Genomic DNA, 24,592 nt, shown 5'->3' on the forward strand with positions numbered 1-24,592 from the left:
AGCCGCCATCGCCCGGCTCGACGTGACTCAGCCGCGGGGGAGTGTCACGTCACCGCGATAGAGGTCGCCTTCGACGTGCGACACCTTCTCTCCCGTAGGAGACACACCGACCCACACGTAGTCGCCCTCGCGGTAGCTGATCGCCCACCCCGCTTTGTGGAGGGCGTCCGCGAGAGTTTCGTCCGCGCCTCCTGGGAAGAATGCGTCACCGGAAGACGGCGGCTCGAACGAGTCGAGTATCCGCTTGAGGGTGTCCATGTCTTGAGGCTTCTCCTCGACAATGCGAGCAAGCGTCCTGTCGTAAGCGTCCCAATATGGGTCAAGTGCCATGAACTTAAACCGTAACCGGCGCTCGATAAGTCTCAAACTCCTGCGTTATATGGCTGGTTCGTCACCGCTGCGGGTCTCGGACTCTCTCTCGTTCATCTCGCACGGTACGTCGTATTCGCTACCCGCCGCGGGAGAGCGACAGCAGCAACGCCGACCGGCGAGTCAGGTTTCGTGCAGCGCTCGTTAGAGAGGTCTACGACGACACCACACGGGGAGAACACCATGAGCAACGAGAACCAGAGCTTCGATCTAGAGAAGTTGATCGAAGACGAAAAGCAACAGAAGAGCAAGGAAAACTCGTTTCTTGGTAAGCGGGCTAAGAAGGTCAAGAAGAACCGCCTCGCGCTCATCATTCCCGCCGGAACAATCGCGGTAGCTCTCGTGGTCGGCCTCGCGGTCTATGACCCGTTCGCACAGAACTTCCGCGGCACCGGTGAGGCACCCGTGGAAACGAGCGACGTAGAGCATGGTGAGCCGGTGCCCTACGAGTGGTGGGAGACCGGTGATTCGGTCTTCCCTACCGAGGTCGCAGAGTGGAGCACTCGTGAAGCACCGGTAGCGCCGGTCATCGGTAGCGGTGACGGTCGCTTCACCGAAACCGACGCTGTGAGCGCCGTGCGCGCGGAAGCGGGAAAGACCCTCGTCGGTACCAACACAGACTTCGCCGCCACTGTGCTCCCGTCTCGTGAGGCAGGTTTCACCGACGACGTGACGAAGGCCACCGTCGAAGACGGTTCGCCCAACTTCGCGTTCTCCTTCTGGACGCGCGAAGGTTTCCTCGCGGAGTTCGCTGTGATGCTTAACAGGCTCACCAACCCCCGCTTCGGTGGCTGGCAGGCCGCGTCAGAGGATGCCGCCACCGACGCCACGAAAGCAACCCTCGCGGACTTGTTCACGAGCGATTGGCTGACGGCGAACGGTGCAGAGGCGCTGCCGATCCTCACGACCGCCAAAGCTCCGGTCGAAGCAAACTACCTGCCGACCGGAGGTACGCGATGGGTGGGGTCCATAGATGACGGTTCCGAGAACGTCGTGCTCACCTATGACCCTGATCGCGGAGGTTACGTCGTGGACTTCTCGGCACAGGTGACCTACAGCGCGTGGCAGGAGGACAAAACTGTGGCGACCGCCAAAGGCACGTTGACCCTCAAGCTCGTGCCGAACTACGCCGGAGCGAACTCAGAATCAGCGAACCGCGTGCTCATTACGGAAGCATCACTTTCGCTGTAAGCCGTCGAAGCTAAACAAATCTCGTAGAGCACGTTGACTCTTCGAAGAGTCCCATTACGGTTCCATCCATGAAAAAGACTGACGCGCTCGCGACCATCGCATCGTTCACCACGGATAGCGCCTACTACGGCGAGTTCGGGTTCATGAAGAGCGAACACGGTGAAGAGGTGGCGGAGATTCTTTGGCACCGTGAGCACGGTACGCGACTCGACATGTTTCTCTGCGGGGCTCTCGGTCAGGCAATTCGTGCCTATACCGCTCAAGAGTGGGCCTACGACCCGTGCGAGGCGCCGCGTCGTCAGGCGTGGATCGAACTTCTTCGAGAGAAGCTACCGCGCACTATGGAACTCCTCGAAGGCTGATCCGCGAGGGTGTGACACATAAGCAACTGGAGTCGAAACTCGAACAATCGGAAAGACAGCCTGGCGCCATAAGTCGGCGCGAGGCTGTCTTTCTTCGTATACTCCGCGCGCGTTCAAGGACGGCTGACTAAGCCGTAACTGACGGTCAGAAGGAAGTTGACAATCGCGACACGCCGATAACTCAAAATTTCTTTTTCTTTCCAAAGATCAGTTAAACAGCGTAATTCCGCGGCTTAATGCGTATAGGACGAGATTGATCGCACAGTTTGCTCGTTTATGGACTTGCGCGGCCTTTACCAATATGTCAATCTCATTCATGTCGGGATAACAACTTCCCGAAAGTCAAAAGCAAATCGAAAGATTGGAACAATCATGAACACGCAGATCAACGACAACATCACCGCCGCATCTATCAACTCCGTCTCCGAGGTGCCGCTCTTCAAGCTCTTCCCGAACGACCCGACGAAGCTCACTTGGAGTTTTGAGCGACCTGCCTCCGCGCAGGTCCAGCTTCAGAAGAACCGTCAGATGCTGGCGCAGTTGAGCCCCGTGGCCTATGCCGCACAGGTTGCGGCTTGGAAGGACGAGGAGTCCAACTTCGAGGTTGACGAAGAGGATGACGACCTACGCGAAGTGAATGCGCTCCTTGAGGATCTGAACCGTCGTGCGCGTGGTGTGTACGAAGCTCGACGAGTCAAGATCGTGCGCCGTCTGAGCGGGCCGGTGACGGAGTTCGACATTGACTCGGTTCGCTTCCTCACCGGCGGAATGTCGCCGGAGAAGGTGAAGCAGGCCGTGACCACAGGCACCGTCAAGATCGGCAAGACCGTAGTGAGTAACGGCGTGCCGGTGAGCGGTGTCGAGCAGGCCACCATCGACATGCTCGACACCCTCATCCAGAAGGGCAAGGACGAGGCGAAGAACCGTCGTGAGCAGGCCGCGCTGAACAAGGCGGCAAACGAGGCCATCAAAAGCGGTGAAGCGCTCTCAGCGGTGGCGTGAGCTATACGACCAATTGGGTGAAGCCTTGCGCGACTTCACCAGCGCTCACGGGGTGCAGTACGTGCTAGGAGAAGACTCCAAGATCGACTCCCTCTATGACCACCTCTGGGGGATGATCCTCGAATCCGCCCCCGAAGAACTGCCGCTTACCGAAGATATTCCAGAGGAGTACATCGCACAGATTCAACACGACAACGCTATCCGAGAACTCATCACCGACAAGGTTGAGGAGGAACGTGACTACCTCACGTTCAAACATGACAAGGCGAGTAGGCGGATCAACAGTCTCACCTACCTCGCGACACCCAAGTAGAACCCGCCAGTGGGGCGGGGGCACATCTCCGCCCCACTGGCTCCCGATCAAGAACCGAAAGGTAACGAAATGTCCAAGAAGAACAAGAACCACAGTCGTAGTCGAAAGAACCCGAGCAACCGCAGAGGCTCGATCAACCGCCATCACCTCATCGAGGTGGCGTGGCAAAAGGAGGCTGCACAGGTCGCGTCCGACATGCTCACCAGCTTCGGGGAGCTATGGCGCGAGCACTTCGACCAACAGCAGTTCGCCATCATCAACCGTGAGATTACCGTCGTTGCTCAGAGTCTCATGGAGACCTTCGGAGGCCTGATCTGGCTACGTGGAATTGGGTGGAACGGCACCCACTGGGAGCTGGGAATAGAAATGGACGCTCGCGCAGTGTGGGTTCCGATCGTGCTGAAAAACAGTTTGGAACTGGCGCAAGCGCTGGAAACTTCCAGGAGTGCTCCGGGGTTAGCCCCATCGCTTCTGTCGCTGCTTCAGGCGATCCTCTGCGGCGAAACTGGTGACCCAGCCGACCTCCACGAGTTTCGCGCTGATGGGTTCCGCTACCGGCATTTCGACCATTGCCCCACTGTTGAGGATATTAAGGGTGCGGCAGCATGAGCCCTTCGCTACCACTGCATGCCTCGACCGCTGCATTGACCCGATCACTAACGCCCACTGGAAGGAAGAACCATGAGTAACAAGAGCAGGAGATGTTCCGGAGACCCGCGCAAACGTGCTGAGACTCGTCTACAGGAATGGATGCGCGATCACTATGACCGCAACTGTGAGGACGATCCATTCTGGCGCGGTGCGACCTACTTTGAGGTACCCAGACTGTCGAGGGACCCAGAGATGCTCGCGATGCAGCTTGAGATTCTCGCCATCGGAGCGCGCGAGATCCTTGGGAAGTCTCCAGAGGGGACGTCGCGTCGGTTCGCCGTAATTATCGACCATCCCTTTGACCGGAACCTCTCGATCCTTCGTCACAAGCTCGACGTGGCTCTCCCCGAAGAACAAGACCGTGCGGCATGGACGAAGCACACGCTGAGTATCTCTTCCGCCCCCGCGGGCACGGTTCGCCGCGAATACGACGAGCACCGCGCGAGAGTCGTTTCGGTGAGCGACTGAGAGGATGAGCTAGTGCTCGACCGTACTGATGTACGAGTCCAAACCGCCGTGGAAACACGAAGAGAGGCCATGAGTTTGAAACTCATGGCCTCTCTTCTTTTGCGAGGAGCGCGCGGCCATACCTATGGCTGGAAGCTCACGCTCACTGCCTAAACCACGTCTCCGCGCCCATGCCTTGGAAGAACCAGATCCGCTCACGCGCCTCGTCATCGTTCATCACCGTCTGCTCTGCCCTCGCGACATCGGAGCTGAACACGTGGAACGGCGTCGCAACCTCTGCGGGGCAGTACATGAACCCCATCCCCGGATACTGCCGATTGAAGCTGTGTCCGGTGAAGCACCCGTCAACCACGTCGTCCTGTTGAATGATCCATCGCTCATCGAGAACGTCGAACGATGCACCCTCGATGGTTTGGCACGTTCCGCTCGCCCCACACCACGTTCCATCGATCTGTAGCCACGACCACGGCGGCGGCACGTCACTAGTTGGTTCCGGTGTCGGTTCCTCAGTGACGACGGGAGGAGGGGTAGGCGTAGCAGTCGGCGTACGCGGCTTGATCGTCCCCGAAACTGTCGGCAGAGGAGTGTTCTTCGTATCCGGTGAAGCGGCCTCCGCGGTTACGCAACCGCTCAATAACGCCGCCGCCGTAACCGCCATCGTCAATGTGAGTGTGATCCTCGAATACCGCATCATGTCTTCCCCATCGTGAACGCGGTATGTGCCGCGCCACCGTGACGAGGCCCGCGTGGATGGGCACGTTAACGGGTTGCGACGACACCGACGCGAGAGCGCAAGCAGGCCGCGACGGGCAACGCGTAGCCGTGGTTGAGACGCCGTAGGAGGCGATCTGGACGCCTAACTCGACCCCGACGCATCGTCGCGTCACCGCGCTTCATCGAACGGGAGAACGCCGCGCAGCGAAGTGCGACACGTTCCCCGATGAGCGCTCGTCGCCCATCGGCTCCGGAGGCTCGCCGGAGGTCGCGCGCCCCCAAAGAAGAACGTCGCTCTCGCTGATGCGAAGAGTTCAAGACGTCTGCGAGAACACATTGACACTCTCCACTGTCCGATTAGCGTCATTCCCATGAACACGGCGCGCGTTCCCGAAGCCATCAACAGTGTCACGCCCCACAGGGCGGCGAGATGACCGATGGCGCTAACGACACCACGGTAGATGCGGAGCTTCACTGGACGCATATCCCGGGGGAAGGCATGTTCAAGCCTCTGCTGGACGCGAACGGCAATACCCGAGCGTCCCTCCAGTTCCGGGAGGGGCTCTACCTCCTCGGGGCCCGGGATGCGTCGACACGTCGCTTGATCTTCTTCGACAAGAGCAACTTCAAGTCAGAGGAGCAAGCTGTCTCGTACTTCAACGAGTGGGCCCGCACCCACGGCGACGTTCGCACTACTGCCTGAACTGGGCGCCAGGGGGCGGGTAGGCTCCGGCGATGGACGACCTACAGCGCCAGAGGGAACGTCGCCAAGCTCGCGAAGAGTCCATGAGCGTGCCGAACTGTCCAGGATGTCTCCACCCGATGGACGCAGTCGAAGCGCGTGGGCGGCCGCAGTGGCGATGCCGCGTTACGCCGCTGAGCACGACTAGGCGGGGCGTTGCGGGTGGAGCGCCTCACGCCTCCGGAGCCTCGCCGTCCAGCATGAGCTTGCCTCCGGCCAGGCCGAGCACGATCACGCCCACCGTAGCCACTGTGAGCAGGCCCACCTTGTTGAACATGGAAAGCTTGAAGGCCTTGCTCTCGGAGTCCTTCTTGGACTCCATCTCCACGCTCTTGCCAATCTCAGCCGTGATCAGTAGTTGTTGCTCCAGCGTCAGGTCCGGATTCTTGAGAAGCCCCGCCAGCGAGTCTCGCCACTGTTTGTGTGCCTCGCGGAGCCCTTGCTCGCTCGCGTCGTTCGAGTTGAGGATCGACTGGAACGCTTTGTCGTTCGCGTCGAGCGCGTCTGACGCCAGCTTCCGGAACTCCGGCAGTTGTTCTATGAGCTTGATCTGCACCTCTGAACTCACATGCTGAACAGCTACAGCAAAGCGCGCGAAGTCCTTCGTAGCCAGCTTCTTGAGGGCCTCGAACTTCCGCGGTGAGACCGCCTCGCTAGTGCTGTCTCCGGAAGTGCTTGCTTCGTCCTCGTCGGCCATGACTACATCTTGGCGAACCTGCCGCTGGACCGCGAGAGCATCGAAGGCCTCTCGGCGCGGAGGGGTCCCGCCAACTAGGTTTGGAGGATGGAGAAGCTCAACATCGCCCTGAAAAACTGCCACGGCATTCGGGAGCTTGACGCGAGCTTCAACTTCGCGAAGGGCAACGCCGTCGCGATCTACGCACCCAACGGCACGATGAAGACCTCCTTCGCTCGAACCCTTGCGGACCTGTCGAACGAGGTCGAGACCACGGACCACATGTTTCCGACGCGTGAGACCGTGCGAAGCGTCACAGACGAGGCCGGTAGCGAACTCGACCCGCAAGACGTCGTTGTCGTTCTCTCCTACGACGAGGAGCTTGGCCCGTCCGAGTCGACCTCCACTCTCCTGGTCAACGCCGACCTCCGGAAGGAGTACGAGAGCCTGCAGGTCGACTTGTTCGCCGCGCGGGAAAGCCTTGTTGCTGCACTTCGTGAGCAGGTTGGACCGAAGCTGGACGTACCTGCCGCAATCTCCCAAGTGTTCATGCAGCAGGACGACAAGTTCTTCGATGCTCTAGTTCGCGTGAGCTATGAGGTCGAACAACAGGAAGACGCACCCTTCGCTGACCTGCCTTACGAGCTTCTCTTCGCTGAGCGGGTCGTGACTATGCTCCGGACGCCCGCCGTGCAGAGCGCCCTCGCGCAGTACGTCACGCGCCTGAACGAGCTGCTGGACGAGTCTTCGTTCTTCAGCCGCAACTCCTTCGACTTCTACAGCGCAAGCAAGGTGACCAAGAGCCTTGGCGACAGCGGCTTCTTCGCGGCTAGCCACACCTTGCTTCTGCACGGAGAGGATGTTCCGCGTAGCGTCAGCAACCACGAGGAACTCGAAGCGATCATCGAGGAAGAGAAGTCGCGGATCACCGACGACCCGGCTCTCAAGAAGAAGCTGGACCTCGTTGAGAAAGCTCTCCAAAAGAACGTAGACACTCAGAAGTTCTTCGAGTTCATCGCGGAGCACGAGGAACTGCTTCCGTTCCTGGTCAACGTTGACCAGTTTCATCAGGCGGTGTGGAAGTCCTACTTCAAGACCCACGAATCGCTCTTTCAGCACGCAGTGAAGTGCTTCAAGGACACTGAAGTCCGGCGGAAGGACATTGAGCGACAAGCCGCCGCCGAGAGCACGCAGTGGGAAAACGTAATCAAGATCTTCAACGACCGCTTCTTCGTCCCGTTTCGGCTCAGCGCGGAGAACAAGCACCGGGTCATGCTGGGTCAAGACTCCATGTTGAAGCTCGTTTTCCGCTTTGAGGACGGCTCTGACTCCCGTGGGGTCGAGCGTGACGATCTGCTTGAGGTGCTCAGCAACGGCGAGAAGAAGGCGCTGTATATCCTCAACGTGCTCTTCGAAATGGAGGCTCGCAAAGCTGCTGGTCGTGAAACCTTATTCGTAATCGATGACCTTGCGGACTCCTTCGACTACAAGAACAAGTACGCCATCATCCAGTACCTCAAGGAGATGGCCGACCACACTAACTTCAAGCTGATCCTGCTTACGCACAACTTCGACTTCTTCCGAACTCTGAACAGTCGGCGAGTAGTGAGCTACAACCGCAGCTTCATGGCGCAGAAGGGCGAGACGAAGGTCGTCCTCAGCAAGGCTGAGCACATCAACAATCCGTTCATTCACGGATTCAAGAAGCACTTCTTCACCAACGGTATGGAGCGGATCGCCTCTATCCCGTTCGTTCGCAACATCCTCGAGTACACCAAGGGGACAGACGACCCCGACTACATGAAGCTCACCTCGCTCCTCCACTGGAAGCAGGACTCGCGTTCCATCACAAACGCTGAGCTCGACCGGATCTTCATCGACACATTTCGGGGCTTTGAGAACGAAGCATGGGGCGCGCCCACCGAGCCAGTGCTGGACCTCCTCTCCTAGAAGGGCGAGACGAAGGTCGTCCTCAGCAAGGCTGAGCACATCAACAATCCGTTCATTCACGGATTCAAGAAGCACTTCTTCACCAACGGTATGGAGCGGATCGCCTCTATCCCGTTCGTTCGCAACATCCTCGAGTACACCAAGGGGACAGACGACCCCGACTACATGAAGCTCACCTCGCTCCTCCACTGGAAGCAGGACTCGCGTTCCATCACAAACGCTGAGCTCGACCGGATCTTCATCGACACATTTCGGGGCTTTGAGAACGAAGCATGGGGCGCGCCCACCGAGCCAGTGCTGGACCTCCTCATCGAGCAAGCCGACATGGCCGTTCAGGCGGACGAAGGGGTCAACTTCGAGAACAAGATCGTGCTTTCAATCGCCACGCGACTCCTTTCGGAGAGCTACATGGTTGCGGAGATTGCAGACCCGCCGTTTACGGACAGCATCACTGGCAATCAGACTCAGGCGCTGTTCCAGCGGTTCAAGAACCGCGGGCTAGGCACGGTGGAGTCGAGGAACACGCTAGACGGTGTTGTGCTCATGACGCCCGAAAACATCCATGTCAACTCGTTCATGTACGAGCCGATCATCGACATGTCCGATGCTGCGCTTCGGGGACTCTACGCGGAGGTCAAGCGCATTAGGTCAGCGAGCTACGCAGTTGTCGAACTGCGCTCGCTTGGCGCTGTTCCAGCGGTTCAAGAACCGCGGGCTAGGCACGGTGGAGTCGAGGAACACGCTAGACGGTGTTGTGCTCATGACGCCCGAAAACATCCATGTCAACTCGTTCATGTACGAGCCGATCATCGACATGTCCGATGCTGCGCTTCGGGGACTCTACGCGGAGGTCAAGCGCATTAGTCCTGGTCTGGACTGAGCGATGTGCGGCTACTTATTGCCCTTCGAGTTGTTGTCGAAGGAACAGAGCATCTGAAGGTTTTCGGGGACTGTCTTGCCGCCCTTGCTCCAAGGCACGATGTGATCGCCGGCCATCTCCTCGTAGCTGAACGTCTTTCCGCAGACAGGGCACGCGCCCTTCTGCTTCTCGAACTGCGCTCGCTTCTGGTTCTCTGAAAAGGCACGCAGACCCAGGTGACGTTCGTCGCCCGTGAGCAGGTAGGGGTAAATGCCCGGCTTCTTCTGCACCTCATCGTCCTTGACGAGGTCGCTCACGCGCTCTTCCAGCTCTACCGAGTTCAGTGGAGCATCTTTGAACTCGTTATAGAGCGCTCCCCACTTCACGCTCTTCATGGTGCTTCGGTAGTTGGGGAAAACGGCCTTCACCCAGGCGATGACGCTCTGGAAGTACTGCCAGAGGGGTGCGGCGTTGGCGTCGTTCTGGTGGAGGCCCATGTAGCCCTCCACATCGCCATCGTTGACCCACTTGATGACCTTCTCCAGGTAGTCCTGACGGATCGGAGCACCCGATACGTAGTCAGACCCCAGTTGGTAGGCCGGACAGCCGGTCTTGCTGAAGTAGCGCTTAGCGTCGGTAACCCAAGGCCCTGCGTAGATGGCGTTCAGGAGTTCTTGGTCCGTGAGCTTCTCGCCTGCGGTGTTGATGACCTTGAACCAGTCCAGCTTCTCGCTGGGTGTTCCCTCGCACAGGTAGACGGTTACCTTGTAGTTACGCAGGCGCTCCTTCTCGTCTGGCTGAAGGTTGTGGAAGTACCGCTGCTCAGGCTTGCCAAAGAGGGAGAGCGCGAACTCGCCGTCCATGTACTGGCAGAGCGAGATGGTGCGCTGCTGTCCGTCGATCACCTCGAAGTCATCTTCTCCGTTGACAGCCCAGTACATGACGTTGAGTGGGAAGTCCTTCGAAGCCGTCTCGATAACGGCCTGGCGTTGCTTGCCCGTGTAGACGAACTCCCGCTGGTACGGAGGCCTAATGTCGAGCTTGCCTCCGTAGGCTCTCGCCCCCAACTCAGCGCTATCTTCGAAGCCTTCGGTGAGCTGAGCGGCCGTCAGCTGCAGGGGAGTTATCTTCACGGTTGCTTCTTTCTGACGAGGAGCCTCGCGAAGGTGGACTTAAGCTTGCCGTCCACGAGCAGCGCCCCACGGCGGTTCAGGTCCCCTGCATTGGGCACCTCTGCTCGCGTGTACTCCTTCGTCTTCAGGCCAGAGTTGTTGTCTCGATCGGTTATACCAAGAATCTCGAACTGGTCAGGGTTGTAGCTGTCCATGAACGTGATCGGCACGCCCATGGCACCATCCCAGTCCGCCGGAATGTCCTTAAGGCGGCTGACCTCAATGGCGTCGTAGTTGTCGTAGTGGGGGTAAATCTCAGGGTCGTACGGCTTCCAAAGGATCAGCTCCTCGTGACGCTTCGCAATGTCGAGGTTCGTGAACCAGCTGACGTTGCGGAACTTCACCAGGCCGGTTTGCTCGTCGTAGACGCCCTTCGCATACTCGTCGCCCGAGTGCGCGGTGGCGAAGTAGGCGTTCCCCGCCTGGAAGCCGTTCCCGAGCCAGATTCGATTCTCCTTGAACAGGGGAAACAGCTCTTTGTAGGTGATGGCGTTGGTGGGGCCGATGATGACGAACTTCTTGTCGTACTCCATGAGCTGAGCCACATACTCGCGGAACAGGGAAAACGGAGGGTTGGTGACAACAATGTCTGCCTCTTGCAGGAGCGCGATGCTCTCGGCGCTCCTGAAGTCGCCGTCGCCCTCGAACTGCTTGACCCCGACTTCATTGAGGTCGGGGACCCCGCTACCGTTCTTGTCTCCTTCGTACTCCAACCAGATCGCCTGCTCGCTGTCCTCGGCACTGAACTGATCAACTGCCTGGCTCTTGTAGCACGCTGCGATGAGCTTCTTAAGACCGAGAGCCTCGAAGTTGTAGCTGAAGTAGTGGAAGAAGTTGCTGAGACGAGGATCGTCACAGTTGAGGTAGACCGTCTTGCCCCTGAAGTGCTTCCGGTAGTGCTTCAGCTCGCGCTCAATGTCGCTGAGTTGCGTATAGAACTCGTCTGCCTTCGCCGCGCGCGCGGCCACCAGATTGCTGTTCTTCGCCATCCTTCGAGACTACTGGGGGTCACCGACGTTGGCCTTCGCCTTGGCCACTTTCCCGCTCCTCGTCAGGCTCACTGGGTTCGTCGACACTGACCAGAGCTTCCGCCTGCACTGGCGCGCGACCCAGGTCCGCTCGGGCGGCGGCTACGAACGCTTCGATCAACGCCTTTTTTCTCTCCGAACTCCAGCCGCACCGGAGCCATCCTGACTCGGCGGGGGTTGCTTGCGGCCAGGGCTTTGTCGTACTCGTCAGCTGCGCGAAGCACATCGTCAGTGGCAACGAGGCGCATTGCAGCGAGAGGAGCCCATGCCGCGTGCCGGGCGCGATCAATCTCGCCGCTCGCCACCTCCAGGCGCTTGTGAATCTCCCTCACGCGCGCCTCCTCCTCCGGCGTGTCCTTCTTAAACGGCGTCTGCTTCAGTTCATTCCGAATCGTCGCATAGCGGTCGAAGGCGTCCGACCTAGCGCTCTCAGCCACGAGAAAGTCAGAGTAGGCCCGAGCGCGCTCACGGCGGTCGGCGTCTTCTGCGCGGTGGCGCTCCGTGCGCTCAATGGCTTCGACTCGTTGCTGGTCAGCCAACGTTCGCGCGTCCGTGGCTTCCTTGGTCAGCCGCGCCTGCTTGTTCGCTTCCGTCGTTCGAGCTTCGCTGGCTTGGCGCCGCTCATCCCGGTCTTTGATGAACTGCCGCCGAAGTGTCAGTGCGGCGATGACCACCGAGAGGAGCGTGACACCAGAGGTGATGAACGCTGCGATGACAGGCGGCTGCACATCATGACTGTGGCAGTCGTTCTATGCCAGGGCAAGCTCCGCGGGACAGCCACGCCGGACCTGACGATCTGATTGGGCCTTGAAAGCTGTGAGTCAGGCGCACCCCATTGGGCATTGAGGTCGAGCGTCAGACAGTGGTCGCTCCCGCGTTAGCGATACGCACACACTCGGCTCGGAGCGCCTTCAGCAGGGGCAAAGCTGCTGGGTTGCCCTGGAGGTTCAGCAAAGGGGTGTGTGCGCGGAGGAGAGCAGACTCTTCCACTGCGTGCGCACCCGCGAACTCGATCCAGTTGACGATGAGGTTCGCGTTGATCCAGTCGATGATCGCGCCGTTGTCCTGCGCGGCAAAGGTGTAGTTCCTGCTGTTGGCCATGCCCACCAGGCTGCCCGAGGGCGGCCGGAAGCCGAGGACTGCACCGATGCTTCGAAAGAAGGTCCCATGTCCCCGCGCACGCAACTCCTGTCCGAGGAAACGCTTGCGCAGGCTGGTACTCGCAATGCCGACGTAAATCAGGTCGCTGTCCCGGCTGTCGAGCAAGTTGCAGAAGGGTTGGGGGAGCGCCGCCCGGTCGCGAACCTTGATCGCGTACAAGCCCGGACGGTCCGGCACCTCAGGGTCGATGCTGCCAGCAGGCCGGAACGCTTCGTCGTTCAAGAGACTCGCTTGGACGTCCGAAGCGACCGCAGGGGAGGGGGTGATGGAACGAACGGCTGTATCGGGCACAGTCCGGGAGGGCTCGTCGATGCTCGCCGGATTGGAAGAATCACCCCATCGGGCCAAACTGATGGTGCTTCCCGCCCTTGAGAAAAGTTGAGGATACTTTCGCGTCCTGCCGTGAATCTGAAACGGCGTCACGGGTGAGCCGTCACGTTTCTTGTACAGACCACCGGTGTTGACGCGCTCTGCCAGCTCCGCTGTAGTCATCGCGCGACCCGCCTCGCTCAGCGCAGCTTCTATTGCGCAATGAAGTGTCATAACACGTCCCCCTCTTCCCGCGAGCGTATCGACTAGCTCTGACAGGAGGACGGGCACCGGCGCCGCACCTCAGGCGGTCCGGTGCCCGTCGAAGCGGGACTACTTGCCCGTGACCTGACCCTTGATCGTGCTCATGACCATCGTGTCCGCCAGCGTCGTCGTGTCGCCGACCTCGCGACCCTCCGCAACGTCGCGAAGCAACCGCCTCATGATCTTGCCGGATCGCGTTTTCGGCAGCTCGGTGACGAGGTACACGTCACGGGGACGTGCGATTGCACCGATTTGCTGCGCGACCCACGACCGCAACTCGTCGACGAGACCCGTCAACTCTTCGTGCTTCGAAGCATAGGAACTCTTGATACATACAAAAGCGACCACCGCCTGGCCCGTCGTCTCGTCGTTCGCGCCCACGACGGCCGCCTCGGCGACGGCCGGGTTGCCGACGAGCGCGGACTCGATCTCGGCCGTGGACAGCCGGTGGCCCGACACGTTCATGACGTCGTCGACGCGGCCGAGGAGCCAGATGTCGCCATCCTCATCGAGGCGAGCGCCGTCGCCGGCGAAGTAGAAGCCCTGGTCGGAGAAGCGTTCCCAGTAGGTCTCGACGAAGCGCTCGGGGTCGCCCCAGATGCCGCGGAGCATGCTGGGCCACGGCTCCGTCACGACCAGGAGTCCGCCGTTCCCGTTCCCCACGCGTGCGCCCGACTCGTCGACCACGTCGATCGAGATGCCCGGAAGCGGCACCTGCGCGCTGCCCGGCTTGGTCTCGGTCACGCCCGGAAGCGCGGAGATCATGATGGCGCCCGTCTCGGTCTGCCACCACGTGTCGACGATCGGTGCGGTGCCGGCCCCGATCACCTCGCGGTACCACATCCACGCCTCGGGGTTGATGGGCTCACCCACCGACCCCAGAACCCGCAGGCCTCGACAGGTCGAACTCCTGCGGGACCTGCCGGCCGATCTTCATGAAGGAGCGGATCGCCGTGGGGGCGGTGTAGAAGATCGTCACGCCGTACTTCTGGATGACCTCCCACCACCGGCCCGGGTGCGGCGCGTCCGGGGTGCCCTCGTAGAGCACCTGGGTCGCCCCGTTGGCGAGCGGGCCGTAGACGACGTAGCTATGCCCCGTGATCCAGCCGATGTCGGCCGTGCACCAGTACACGTCGGACTCGGGGTGCAGATCGAACACGTTCCGATGCGTGAAGGCGGCCTGCGCGAGATAGCCGCCGGAGGTGTGGACGATGCCCTTCGGCTTGCCGGTCGTCCCCGAGGTGTAGAGCACGAACAGCGGGTTCTCCGCGGGGAACGCCTGCGCCTCGTGCTCGGAGGATGCCGAGGGCACGACCTCGTGCCACCAGAGGTCGCGCCCGGGAGTCCAGTCGACGTCGTTGCCGCCGCGGCGCACGACGAGAACGTGCTCGACCGTCTCCTGCACGCCCGTGCCGCGGTCGCCGAGCGCCTGGTCGACAGCGGGCTTGAGCGCGGAGACCTTGCCCTTGCGGTAGCCCCCGTCGGCGGTGATCACGAGCTTCGCGCCGGCGTCGTCGATGCGGGCGCGAAGGCTGTCGGCGGAGAACCCGCCGAACACGACCGAGTGGATGGCGCCGAGCCGCGCGACGGCGAGCATCGCCGCCACGGCCTCGGGGATCATCGGAAGGTAGATCGCGACGCGGTCGCCCGGGCCGATGCCGAGGTCGGTGAGCACATTGGCGACCCGGCGCACCTCGTCGGTCAGCTCGGCGTACGTGATCCGCCGCTGGTCGCCGGGCTCGCCCTCCCACAGCAGCGCGACACGATCGCCGTGGCCCGCCTCGACGTGGCGGTCGAGGCAGTTGTAGGCGACGTTGAGCTCGCCGTCGGCGAACCATGTCGCGAACGGCGGATTCGTCCAGTCCAGGATCTGCGTGAACGGCGTGTGCCAGTGCAGCTGCTCGGCCTGGCGCGCCCAGAAGGCCTCGCGGTCGGCGCCGGCCTCGGCGTAGAGCTTCGCGTCCGCGACGGCGTGAGCGGCGAAGTCCGGGTCCGGGGCGAACCGGCGGCTCTCGTTCAGCAGGTGATCGATCTGACTGCTCATGTGCACGCTCCTTTGCGATGGCCGGTCTCCGGCGGGGCGCGGGACGCTCCGCGCTCGGTCACTGTACCCAGGCGCGCCGACACCGACTACCTCCGATAGTCGGTGGTCCGCACGGTCGCCGCGGTCGTCCGCGTCCCGTATGCTCTCTGTGTCCCGATCTGTGTTCGGGATTCGTGTTGCCTCGCCACCCCCAACTGCGAGGCCCGCGAGGGCGGCATCCTGAACCCCCATCCAGGGTGCCGCCCACTCCTCTCTTATCCCCAGCGCCGTCTCCCGCGCCGAGTGTGCACAGATGCGCCTCGGGCCGGCTCCCCGGTGGTCGGGGGTGCCTAGCGTGGCGGACATGTCGTCCACGTTCGTCGCCAGACCCCGCGCATCCGCCGCGGTCGAGGGCTTCGCGCCGCATCCCGTGTGGGGCCCGCTGGCGCCGCTCATCGCCGATGCGGCGGTCACCGACGTGTTCGTCAACGGCGGCGACGGGGTCTTCGTCGACCGCGGAGCCGGCGCCGTCCGCTGGGAGGGGTGGGATGCCGAGGAGTCGGCGGCGCGCGAGCTCGCCGTCGCGCTCATCGCCCGTGGCGGGCGCCACCTCGACGAGGCGGCGCCGTGCGTCGACGTCCGGCTCGAGGGCAGAGCCCGCGTCCACGCCGTCCTCCCGCCGATCTCGGCCGCGGGGACGACCATCTCCGTCCGCCTGCCGCGGCAGCTCGACGTCGACCTCGGCGGTCTGCAGCGCCGCGGCATGTTCGACGCCGCCATGCGGACGCGCTTGGAGGCCCTCATCCACGACCGCGTGAACGTGCTGGTCACGGGCGCCGGCGGCTCCGGCAAGACGACACTGCTCGGTGCGCTCCTCTCACTGGCTCCGGCCACCGAGCGCATCGTCACGATCGAGGACGTCGCGGAGCTGCGGATCGCCCACCCGCATCATGTGCGGCTCGAGGCGCGGCAGCCCAACCTCGAGGGCGCGGGCGGGGTCGGTCTCGCCCGCCTCGTGCGCGAGTCGTTGCGGATGCGCCCCGACCGCCTCGTGGTGGGGGAGTGCCGGGGCGAGGAGGTGCGGGAGCTGCTGACGGCGTTGAACACGGGCCACGACGGCGGCGCCGGAACCCTGCACGCGAACGGGCTCGACGACGTGCCCGCTCGGCTCGAGGCCCTCGGCGCGCTGGCCGGGCTCGACGATCGCGCCCTCGCGCGGCAGGCGACGAGCGCGTTCGGCGCGGTGGTCCACCTCGTGCGCGCCGTCGACGGCGCACGCCGCGTCGCCGGCGTCGGGCGGCCCGTCGTGCGGGACGGCCGCCTGGCGATCGAGAGGGTGTCGTGAGGGTCGCGCGGCGTCGCCCCGCCCCTGCCCGGCCCCGGGCCGAGATCGTGATGCGCCTCGCGGTCCTGCTGCAGTCGGGTCTGCAGCCGTTGGCCGCCTGGCGATACCTGGCGCGCGCGGGCGATGCGGACGCCACCGCCGTCGTGGCCGCGGCGGGCGACGGCGGCGAACGGCTCCCGGAGGCGATCGCCGCTCGCGGAGCCGGATGGCACGCGCTGGCCGCGGCGTGGCGCATCGCCCACGCGGTCGGCGCGCCCCTGGCCGACAGCCTGCGCGCGCTGGCGGCGGCGCTCGAGGAGGCGGACGAGTCGCGGGACGAGGTGCGCGTCGCCGTCGCGGAGCCCGCCGCGACCTCGCGTCTCCTGCGCTGGCTTCCGCTCGTGGGCCTTGCGCTCGGGTTCCTGCTGGGGTTCGACCCGGTGACCGTGCTCGTGGCCTCGCCGGTCGGCATCGCCTGTGCGCTGTCGGGGGCGGGGCTCATGGTCGCGGCCTCGCTGTGGAACGCCCGTCTGGTGCGGCGGGCGCAACCGGACGGGGTGGTTCCCGGCCTGTCCGCGGAGCTGCTGGCGATCGCGCTGAGCGGCGGCGTCTCCCTCGATCGGGCGCGCGAGCTGCTCGACGGGACGCCGCCGGACGACGACACCGAACAGCTGCTGGCGCTGTCGCGCACGGCCGGTGTCCCCGCCGTCGAGCTGCTGCGCGCATCCGCCTCGCTGGCCCGTCATCGCTCGCGGATCGAGGGGCGCCTGCGCGCCGCATCCCTCTCCTCGCAGCTCCTGCTGCCGCTCGGGATCTGCGTGCTGCCCGCGTTCGTCGCGCTCGGCGTCGCTCCCATGCTGCTGAGCATCATCGGCTCGACCTCGCTGTCCCCGTGACGCCCCGACCTGTGCCCACATCACACGAGACGTGCCCATGACAAGAAGGAGGAGCACATGACCATCAGAAACTCGCCGCCGAGGCTGGATCGCCGGCGCGCCGCACGCCTCTTCGGCGACGACACCGGGGCGGCCACCGCGGAGTACGCGATCGCGACGATGGCGGCCGTGGCCTTCGCGGGCCTGCTGGTCGTCATCATGCGCAGCGATGAGGTCCGCGGCATCCTGGAAGACCTCGTGCGCCGCGCCTTGACGGTCGCATGAGGCCGCGGTGGGGCGATCGCGGCTCGGTGACCGCCGAGTTCGCGGTCGCCCTTCCGGCGGTCGTCGTCGTGATCGCGCTCGGTGTCGCGGCGCTCGGCGCGGGAGCGCGCCAGGTGCGGCTCCAGGACGCCGCGGCCGATGCCGCCCGGCTGCTCGCCCGCGGCGACGACCGGGGGAGGGCGGCCGGTGCCGTCGAGGCGTCCGTGAGCGGCGCGGGCATGGCGGTAGAGGAGGTCGCCGACCTCGTCTGCGTCACGGCCACCGCTCCCGCGGGGCTCCCGGGGCTGACGCTGCAGGCGCGCTCCTGCGCCCTCGCAGGAGGTCTGTGATGGCCGGCACTGTCACGGTCGCGGGCATCGTCGCGGCCTGCCTCGTGCTGACGACGGCGCTCGCGGCCGGCGGCGCGGTCGCGGCGGCGGGGCAGCGGGTGGCGGCCGCGGCGGATGCGGCAGCCCTCGCGGCAGCGGATGCCGCATCCGGAGCGGTCGGCGGGGAGCCCTGCGAGCGGGCGGCGGAGCTTGCACGAGCGGGCGACGCGGAGCTCGTCGACTGCACCCTCGACGGACTCGTCGCGACCGTGACCGTCGCCGCCGAGGTGCTCCGGTTCCACGCCACGGCGAGCGCGCGTGCGGGGCCGCCGGGGCGCGCGGACTGAACCGCGTCCAGCCGACCCCGGCTCGCGAGTGTGTATGGTGTGCATCGGACGAAAGGACCCACCGTTGGCACAGGGCGCGAAGACGAACACCCGTCACGGCAAGAAGCTCGTGATCGTCGAGTCGCCGACGAAGATGACCTCTATCCAGGGGTATCTCGGAGACGGCTACGAGGTGTTGAGCTCGGTCGGGCACATCCGAGACCTGGCGAGCAAGAAGGACATCCCGGCGGAGAAGAAGGCCGCATACGGCAAGTACTCGATCGACGTCGACAACGGCTTCGACCCGTACTACGTCGTCAACGACCGCAAGACCAAGACCGTCGCGGAGCTCAAGCGTGCCCTGAAGGATGCCGACGAGGTCCTGCTCGCGACCGATGAGGACCGCGAGGGCGAGGCGATCGCGTGGCACCTGCTCGAGGTGCTCAAGCCCAAGGTGCCCGTCAAGCGCATGGTCTTCCACGAGATCACCAAGGACGCGATCCGCGCCGCCGCCGAGAACACGCGTGAGCTCGACCTCGCCCTCGTCGACGCGCAGGAGACGCGCCGCGTGCTCGACCGTCTCTACGGGTGGGATGTCTCGCCCGTGCTGTGGCGCAAGGTCGGCAGCGGTCGCGAGGGCTCGGCGCTGAGCGCCGGGCGCGTGCAGTCCGCGGCGACGCGCATGGTCGTCGACCGGGAGCGCGAGCGCATGGCGTTCGTCTCGGCGTCCTACTGGGACATCGAGGCCGACGCCGCAAAGGGCGACGAGGCGTTCCGCATCAGGCTCGCGCGCATCGACGGAGCGCCGCTGGCGCGCGGCACCGACTTCGACGATCGCGGTCAGCTGAAGAAGGCCGTCATCGTCTTGAGCGAGGCCGACGCCCGCGCGCTCGCCGACGCCGTCGCGGCGGTGGCGGAGGCGTCCGTCACCGCTCTGGAGTCCAAGCCCGGGACGCGCAGCCCGAAGGCGCCGTTCACGACCTCGACCATGCAGCAGGAAGCCGGCCGCAAGCTCTCGATGAGCGCCAAGCACGCCATGAGCGTCGCCCAGCGCCTCTACGAGAAGGGCTACATCACCTATATGCGCACCGACTCGACGTCGCTGTCGAAGCAGGCGGTGCAGGCGGCGCGCGAGCAGGCCGTGGCGCTCTACGGCGACCGGGCCGTGCCCGCCAACCCGCGCGTGTACGCGAGCAAGAGCAAGAACGCGCAGGAGGCGCACGAGGCCATCCGCCCCTCGGGCGAGCACTTCCGCACGCCCGCCTCGGTCGCCGGCGCCCTCGACCGCGACGAGCAGCGGCTCTACGACCTCATCTGGAAGCGCACGGTCGCCAGCCAGATGTCGGACGCGAAGTATGAGACGACGACGGTGACCCTTGCGCTGACGGCGCAGGGCAAGCAGGTCGAGTTCACCGCATCCGGCACCGTCTACACCTTCAAGGGCTTCCTCGAGGCCTATGAGGAAGGCCGCGACGAGAAGCGCTCGGACGCCGACCAGTCCTCCGACCAGGCGCTGCCCGCGTTGGCCGTCGGCGACGTGCTCGCCACGCGTGACGTCGAGCCCAAGGGGCACGCCACGAGCCCCAAGCCGCGATACACCGAGGCGAGCCTGGTCAAGGCGCTGGAGGAGAAGGGCATCGGACGCCCCTCGACCTTCGCCAGCATCATCGACGTGATCCTCGACCGCGGCTACGTCAGCAAGCGCGGGCAGGCGCTCGTGCCGAGCTGGCTCGCCTTCAGCGTCGTACGCCTCCTGGAGGAGCACTTCTCCGACCTCGTCGACTACGACTTCACCGCGGCGCTGGAGGACGACCTCGACGCCATCGCGCGGGGCGAGCAGCAGCGCGTGGAGTGGCTGCGGGACTTCTACTTCGGCTCCGACAGCCACGTGGGGCTGCGCCACATCGTCGACAACCTCGGCGACATCGACGCGCGCGAGCTCAACTCCACCCCCATCGGGGATGTCGCCACCCTCCGTTTCGGGAAGTACGGCCCCTACCTCGAGGTGCCGAACCCGGACGACCCCGAGGGGAAGCCGCGCATCGTCAACGTGCCCGACGACCTCGCCCCGGACGAGCTCACGCCCGCCAAGGCGCAGGAGCTGATCGACGCGCCCGTCGCCGGAGATCGGGTGCTCGGTGAGAACCCGGCCAACGGAAAGCTCATCGTCGTCAAGGACGGCCGGTTCGGCCCCTACGTGCAGGAGAACGACCCCGTCGACCCGGATGCGGTGGACGAGGCGACGGGCGAGGTCGCGGAGGCGCCCAAGAAGCCGGCGAGGAAAGCGGCCGCGGCCCCGAAGCCCCGCACGGCCTCGCTGTTCAAGAGCATGTCGGTCGACACGATCGATCTCGACACCGCGCTGAAGCTCCTGGAGCTGCCGCGTGTGGTCGGTGTGGACCCGGCGACCGGCGAGGAGATCACGGCGCAGAACGGTCGCTACGGCCCCTACCTGAAGAAGGGCGCCGACTCGCGGTCGCTCGATGCCGAGCAGCAGATCTTCGACATCACGCTCGACGAGGCGCTCGAGCGCTACGCGCAGCCGAAGTACGGCGCGCGGCGCGCGTCTGCGGCTCTGAAGGAGTTCGACGCAGATCCGGTCAGCGGCAAGCCGATCAAGATCAAGGACGGCCGGTTCGGCGCCTATGTGACCGACGGTGAGACCAACGCCACGATCCCGCGCGGCGAGACCGTGGAGGACGTCGACTTCGAGCGGGCCAAGCAGCTGCTCGCCGACAAGCGCGCCAAGGGCCCCGCACCCAAGCGCACGACCAAGCGGGCGACGACCACCCGCAAGGCGCCGGCGAAGAAGTGACCGCAGCAGGTCTCTGGATCACCCTCGAAGGCGGGGACGGCTCCGGCAAGACCACCCAGTCGGCGTTGCTGACCGAGTGGCTCACCGAGCGCGGGCGCACGGTCGTGCGCACGCGAGAGCCCGGCGGCACCGAGGTCGGCGTGCTCATCCGCGACATCGTGCTGCACCACCGCGGCGAGGTCGCCCCCCGCGCGGAGGCGCTCCTCTATGCCGCCGACCGTGCGCAGCACGTCGCGACGCTCGTGCGTCCCGCGCTCGAGCGCGGCGACATCGTGCTCCAGGACCGCTACCTCGACTCCTCCGTCGCATACCAGGGCGCGGGCCGCGTGCTGGACGCGGACGAGGTGCGGGGGCTCTCGATGTGGGCGACCGAGGATGCGCTCCCCGACCTCACGATCCTCCTGGATCTCGATCCGGCGCTGGCCCGTGCCCGGCTCGACGCCGCCGACAAGCCGTTCGACCGGCTCGAGGCGGAGGCGGCGTCGTTCCACGAGCGGGTCCGGGAGGCGTTCCTGGGGCTCGCTGCGGCAGAGCCCGGGCGATTCGTCGTGGTCGACGCCTCCCGTGCGCCGGAGGACATCGCGGCGGTCATCCGCGATCGCGTCGCGGCGCTCCTCTGACGCCGGGACCCGCCCGCCCGCGCCTGGGGATGGTCGCGATGTGCTGTCGGGGCGCCCCGTTAGGGTGGACGTCATGACCGTACCCGTGGTGGCCCTCGACGTGCCCTGGGGAGAGGTGTGGGGTCAGCCCGACGCCGTCCGGATGCTGCAGGCTGCGGCCTCCGACGACGCGGCTTCGAGCCACGCCTGGCTCATCACGGGTCCGCCCGGATCCGGACGCTCGACGCTCGCCTATGCCTTCGCCGCGGCGCTCATCGCCGAGCCGGGGGACGAGGCGGCCATGCGTCAGGTGATCGCCCGCACCCATCCCGACCTCACCCGCGCTGCGGACCGAACAGGTGGTGATCCGCATCGAGGAGGCGCGGCAGCTCGTCGAGCGCGCCTACTTCTCGCCGTCCGTCGGGCGCCACCGCGTGATCGTCGTCGAAGACGCCGATCGGATGGCGGAGCGCACCTCCAATGTCCTGCTCAAGGCACTCGAGGAGCCGCCGGAGCGCACCGTCTGGATCCTGTGCGCCCCGAGCGACGCCGATCTGCTGCCGACCATCCGCTCGCGCGTGCGCACCGTCCGCCTGCGCGAGCCCGAGGTCGAGGACGTCGCGCGGCTCGTGTCGCTGCGCACCGGCGCGGACGCGGCGACCGCCGAGCAGTCCGCCCGGCACGCACAGCGGCACATCGGCATGGCGCGGCGGCTGGCCACAGACCCCGACGCGCGAGCGCGGCGAGAGGCGACGCTGCGTGCTGTGCTGACGGTGCGGGGCGTGGGCGGCGCGGTCGAGGTCGCCAGCACCATCGTGCAGGCGGCGACCGAGGACGCGAAGGCGCTGACCGCCGAGCGCGACGAGGCCGAGCGCGCCGACCTGCTGCGCACGGTCGGGGTGCCCGAGGGCGCCGCCGTGCCCCCTGCCGTGCGTTCGCAGCTCACGGCGCTCGCCGACGAGCAGAAGCGTCGCGCGACGCGCAGCCTCCGCGACGGCATCGATCGCGTGCTCACCGACCTCCAATCGCTGTTCCGCGATGTCGTCATGCTGCAGTTCGGGCGTTCGGAGGGTCTCATCAACTCCGAGCTGTCCGCCGAGCTGACCGCCCTCGCCGAGACGTGGCCGCCGACCCGCACGATCGCGGTCCTCGACCAGCTCGCGCTCACCCGCCGCAACCTCGAGCGCAACGTCGCGCCGCTCCTCGCGGTCGAAAGCCTTCTGATCACCGTCGCCTCCGGGAGTACTCCATGACCCGTCGTCTCCCTCGTCTGCTGGCGGTGGTCGCAGGCCTCGCCGCGGCATCCGTGACCCTCAGCGGCTGCCTGTTCTCGCCGATCCCCGATGAGCGCACGACCTCCTCGCCCGCACCGACCGACGGCCTCTCCGCCGACGTGCTGCCGTACTACACGCAGACCGTGCAGTGGAGCGCATGCGGCAGCTTCCAGTGCGCGAAGGTGACCGCGCCGCTGGACTGGCACGCTCCGTCGGCGGGCAGGATCGAGCTCGCCGTCATCCGCCAGACGGCGCTCGACGGCCACCCGCAGGGCTCGCTCCTCGTGAACCCCGGCGGCCCGGGCGCGAGCGCCGTCTCGTTCCTGCGCGACTCGCTGTCCACGGCGGTCGGCAGCGAGCTGCCGAAGACCTACGACGTGGTCGCGTTCGACCCCCGCGGGGTCGGCGCCTCCACGGCGGTGACGTGCCTGGACGCGGCGGGGATGGACGCGCACCTGTTCGACATCCCACCGGGCACGCGCGGATCCGACGAGTGGAACGCGGCGGTCGGCGCCGGCAACGCGTCCTTCGCCCAGGCGTGCGAGGCCCATTCCGGCGGCATCCTGCCCTACATCTCGACCGAGCAGTCCGCCCGCGACATGGACCTGATCCGGGGTGTTCTCGGCGACGAGAAGCTGACCTACCTCGGCTATTCCTACGGCACGAAGCTCGGCGCCATCTACGCGGAGCTGTTCCCGGCGCGGGTGGGTCGGCTCGTCCTCGACGGGGCGATGGACCCCTCGATCGGAGAGCTCGGCGTCTCGACCGCGCAGGCGATCGGCTTCGAGAGCTCGATGCGCGCCTACATGGCCAGCTGCCTCGCCGGCACCGACTGTCCTTTCACGGGCACGGTCGATGACGGCATGGCCGATCTCGGCACGATGCTGGCGCGGGTCGACCAGTCGCCGCTCGCCAACTCCGACGGGCGCATGCTCGGCGCCGACACGCTGCTGACGGCGATCGTCGCCGCGTTGTACTCGCAGAGCAGCTGGAGCTACCTCACGACGGCGCTGACGAACGTCGACGCGGGCAACCCCGCGACGGCGTTCCAGCTCGCCGACTTCTACTACAACCGGTCGAACGGCACCTACAGCGACAACTCGACCGAGGCGTTCACGGCATACAACTGCATGGACTACGCGCGCACCTCGACGGCGGCGGACGTGGATGCGGCCAACCGCACCCTCCGGGAGAAGGCTCCGACGGTCGCCCCCTACTGGGGTTCCGACACCGTCGCACATCCCGAGCTCGATCCCTGCAGCTTCTGGCCCGTGCCCGCCACGGGCACGGCGGAGCCCGTCTCCGCACCGGGAGCCGCGCCGATCGTCGTGATCGGCACGACGGGCGACCCGGCGACGCCGTACGACTGGGCGGTGTCGCTCGCGCACCAGCTGTCGTCGGGGGTGCTGATCACCCGCGTCGGCGAGGGACACACCGGGTTCAACAAGGGAAACTCCTGCGTCGACGACGCCGTGGAGACCTACTTCCGCGACGGGACGCCCCCGAACGGCGACCTGCGCTGCGAGTGAGCG

The 24,592-nt window shown here is 65.2% G+C and carries 24 protein-coding genes and 2 pseudogenes; 18 read left to right on the forward strand and 8 right to left on the reverse strand.

All coding sequences use genetic code 11. From position 1 onward, the window contains the following. Positions 1-27 precede the first annotated feature (27 nt). On the reverse strand, positions 28-258 hold the full coding sequence (locus QE381_RS15530) for a hypothetical protein (RefSeq protein WP_307219599.1): 231 nt from the start codon (positions 256-258) through the stop codon (positions 28-30). A 294-nt stretch (positions 259-552) separates the two neighbouring features. Between QE381_RS15530 and QE381_RS15535 the strand changes: the two genes are divergently transcribed. The 6 genes from QE381_RS15535 to QE381_RS15560 all read left to right on the forward strand — a co-directional run bounded on the left by QE381_RS15535 (position 553) and on the right by QE381_RS15560 (position 4,356). Beyond that, positions 553-1,560, forward strand: coding sequence for a hypothetical protein (locus QE381_RS15535; RefSeq protein ID WP_307219601.1), 1,008 nt, complete (start codon positions 553-555; stop codon positions 1,558-1,560). A 68-nt stretch (positions 1,561-1,628) separates the two neighbouring features. Beyond that, on the forward strand, positions 1,629-1,922 hold the full coding sequence (locus QE381_RS15540; RefSeq protein WP_307219603.1) for a hypothetical protein: 294 nt from the start codon (positions 1,629-1,631) through the stop codon (positions 1,920-1,922). 372 nt (positions 1,923-2,294) lie between these two features. After that, entirely contained in the window at positions 2,295-2,924 is a 630-nt protein-coding gene (locus QE381_RS15545; RefSeq protein ID WP_307219605.1) for a hypothetical protein, read from the forward strand. 25 nt (positions 2,925-2,949) lie between these two features. Next, the gene (locus QE381_RS15550) at positions 2,950-3,237 is read left to right on the forward strand and encodes a hypothetical protein (RefSeq protein ID WP_307219606.1); all 288 of its coding nucleotides are present in this window, start codon (positions 2,950-2,952) and stop codon (positions 3,235-3,237) included. A gap of 69 nt (positions 3,238-3,306) precedes the next feature. Further along, on the forward strand, positions 3,307-3,846 hold the full coding sequence (locus QE381_RS15555) for a hypothetical protein (RefSeq protein WP_307219608.1): 540 nt from the start codon (positions 3,307-3,309) through the stop codon (positions 3,844-3,846). A 72-nt stretch (positions 3,847-3,918) separates the two neighbouring features. After that, entirely contained in the window at positions 3,919-4,356 is a 438-nt protein-coding gene (locus tag QE381_RS15560; RefSeq protein WP_307219609.1) for a hypothetical protein, read from the forward strand. Between the two features lie 142 nt (positions 4,357-4,498). Here QE381_RS15560 and QE381_RS15565 read toward each other — a convergent pair whose 3' ends face one another. Continuing rightward, positions 4,499-5,050: a hypothetical protein gene (locus QE381_RS15565; protein ID WP_307219611.1), complete on the reverse strand. Its 552-nt coding sequence runs from the start codon at positions 5,048-5,050 to the stop codon at positions 4,499-4,501. Positions 5,051-5,500: 450 nt separating this feature from the next. Here QE381_RS15565 and QE381_RS15570 point away from each other — a divergent pair, with 450 nt between their 5' ends. After that, entirely contained in the window at positions 5,501-5,773 is a 273-nt protein-coding gene (locus QE381_RS15570; protein WP_307219613.1) for a hypothetical protein, read from the forward strand. A 211-nt stretch (positions 5,774-5,984) separates the two neighbouring features. Here QE381_RS15570 and QE381_RS15575 read toward each other — a convergent pair whose 3' ends face one another. Then, the gene (locus tag QE381_RS15575; protein WP_307219615.1) at positions 5,985-6,509 is read right to left on the reverse strand and encodes a hypothetical protein; all 525 of its coding nucleotides are present in this window, start codon (positions 6,507-6,509) and stop codon (positions 5,985-5,987) included. A gap of 87 nt (positions 6,510-6,596) precedes the next feature. Between QE381_RS15575 and QE381_RS15580 the strand changes: the two genes are divergently transcribed. Further along, on the forward strand, positions 6,597-8,438 hold the full coding sequence (locus QE381_RS15580) for a hypothetical protein (RefSeq protein ID WP_307219617.1): 1,842 nt from the start codon (positions 6,597-6,599) through the stop codon (positions 8,436-8,438). Between the two features lie 90 nt (positions 8,439-8,528). Continuing rightward, positions 8,529-9,302, forward strand: a complete 774-nt coding sequence (locus tag QE381_RS15585) for a hypothetical protein (protein ID WP_307219619.1) — start codon at positions 8,529-8,531, stop codon at positions 9,300-9,302. A gap of 27 nt (positions 9,303-9,329) precedes the next feature. Here the strand turns inward: QE381_RS15585 and QE381_RS15590 are convergent, their stop codons facing one another. The 5 genes and pseudogenes from QE381_RS15590 to acs form a co-directional block, all read right to left on the reverse strand. Continuing rightward, the gene (locus tag QE381_RS15590; protein ID WP_307219621.1) at positions 9,330-10,430 is read right to left on the reverse strand and encodes a DUF262 domain-containing protein; all 1,101 of its coding nucleotides are present in this window, start codon (positions 10,428-10,430) and stop codon (positions 9,330-9,332) included. Further along, positions 10,427-11,458 (reverse strand): adenine-specific methyltransferase EcoRI family protein, encoded by a 1,032-nt coding sequence (locus tag QE381_RS15595; protein ID WP_307219622.1) that lies wholly within the window; start codon positions 11,456-11,458, stop codon positions 10,427-10,429. Before QE381_RS15595 ends, QE381_RS15590 begins: the two co-directional genes overlap by 4 nt. A gap of 68 nt (positions 11,459-11,526) precedes the next feature. Then, the gene (locus QE381_RS15600; RefSeq protein WP_307219624.1) at positions 11,527-12,225 is read right to left on the reverse strand and encodes a hypothetical protein; all 699 of its coding nucleotides are present in this window, start codon (positions 12,223-12,225) and stop codon (positions 11,527-11,529) included. Between the two features lie 127 nt (positions 12,226-12,352). Next, a complete protein-coding gene (locus QE381_RS15605; protein WP_307219626.1) occupies positions 12,353-13,150 on the reverse strand; it encodes a GIY-YIG nuclease family protein in 798 nt (265 codons plus the stop codon). Positions 13,151-13,300: 150 nt separating this feature from the next. After that, positions 13,301-15,275 (reverse strand): annotated as a pseudogene (gene acs, locus QE381_RS15610) (acetate--CoA ligase). Between the two features lie 343 nt (positions 15,276-15,618). On the opposite strand from acs, the gene QE381_RS15615 reads away from it, so the two are divergent. The 9 genes and pseudogenes from QE381_RS15615 (at position 15,619) to QE381_RS15655 (ending at position 24,589) form a co-directional block, all read left to right on the forward strand. Continuing rightward, positions 15,619-16,599, forward strand: a complete 981-nt coding sequence (locus QE381_RS15615) for a TadA family conjugal transfer-associated ATPase (protein ID WP_307219628.1) — start codon at positions 15,619-15,621, stop codon at positions 16,597-16,599. Beyond that, positions 16,596-17,474 carry a type II secretion system F family protein gene (locus tag QE381_RS15620; protein WP_307219630.1) on the forward strand — a complete coding sequence of 293 codons (879 nt, stop codon included), beginning with the start codon at positions 16,596-16,598 and terminating at the stop codon, positions 17,472-17,474. Before QE381_RS15615 ends, QE381_RS15620 begins: the two co-directional genes overlap by 4 nt. A 57-nt stretch (positions 17,475-17,531) precedes the next feature. Beyond that, entirely contained in the window at positions 17,532-17,738 is a 207-nt protein-coding gene (locus QE381_RS15625) for a DUF4244 domain-containing protein (protein WP_307219631.1), read from the forward strand. A 26-nt stretch (positions 17,739-17,764) separates the two neighbouring features. Further along, the gene (locus QE381_RS15630; protein ID WP_307219633.1) at positions 17,765-18,067 is read left to right on the forward strand and encodes a TadE family type IV pilus minor pilin; all 303 of its coding nucleotides are present in this window, start codon (positions 17,765-17,767) and stop codon (positions 18,065-18,067) included. After that, positions 18,067-18,393, forward strand: coding sequence for an Rv3654c family TadE-like protein (locus tag QE381_RS15635; protein ID WP_307219636.1), 327 nt, complete (start codon positions 18,067-18,069; stop codon positions 18,391-18,393). The genes QE381_RS15630 and QE381_RS15635 overlap by 1 nt, the downstream gene beginning before the upstream one ends. Before the next feature lie 133 nt (positions 18,394-18,526). Next, the gene (gene topA / locus QE381_RS15640) at positions 18,527-21,187 is read left to right on the forward strand and encodes a type I DNA topoisomerase (protein WP_373426997.1); all 2,661 of its coding nucleotides are present in this window, start codon (positions 18,527-18,529) and stop codon (positions 21,185-21,187) included. Further along, positions 21,184-21,807, forward strand: coding sequence for a dTMP kinase (gene tmk, locus QE381_RS15645; RefSeq protein WP_307219639.1), 624 nt, complete (start codon positions 21,184-21,186; stop codon positions 21,805-21,807). Before topA ends, tmk begins: the two co-directional genes overlap by 4 nt. A 73-nt stretch (positions 21,808-21,880) precedes the next feature. After that, a pseudogene (locus tag QE381_RS15650) lies at positions 21,881-23,039 on the forward strand (DNA polymerase III subunit delta'). Beyond that, entirely contained in the window at positions 23,036-24,589 is a 1,554-nt protein-coding gene (locus QE381_RS15655; protein ID WP_307219641.1) for an alpha/beta hydrolase, read from the forward strand. The pseudogene QE381_RS15650 and the gene QE381_RS15655 overlap by 4 nt, the downstream one beginning before the upstream one ends. Positions 24,590-24,592 lie beyond the last annotated feature (3 nt).

Source organism: Microbacterium sp. SORGH_AS_0888 (genome assembly GCF_030818905.1).
Lineage (GTDB): Bacteria > Actinomycetota > Actinomycetes > Actinomycetales > Microbacteriaceae > Microbacterium.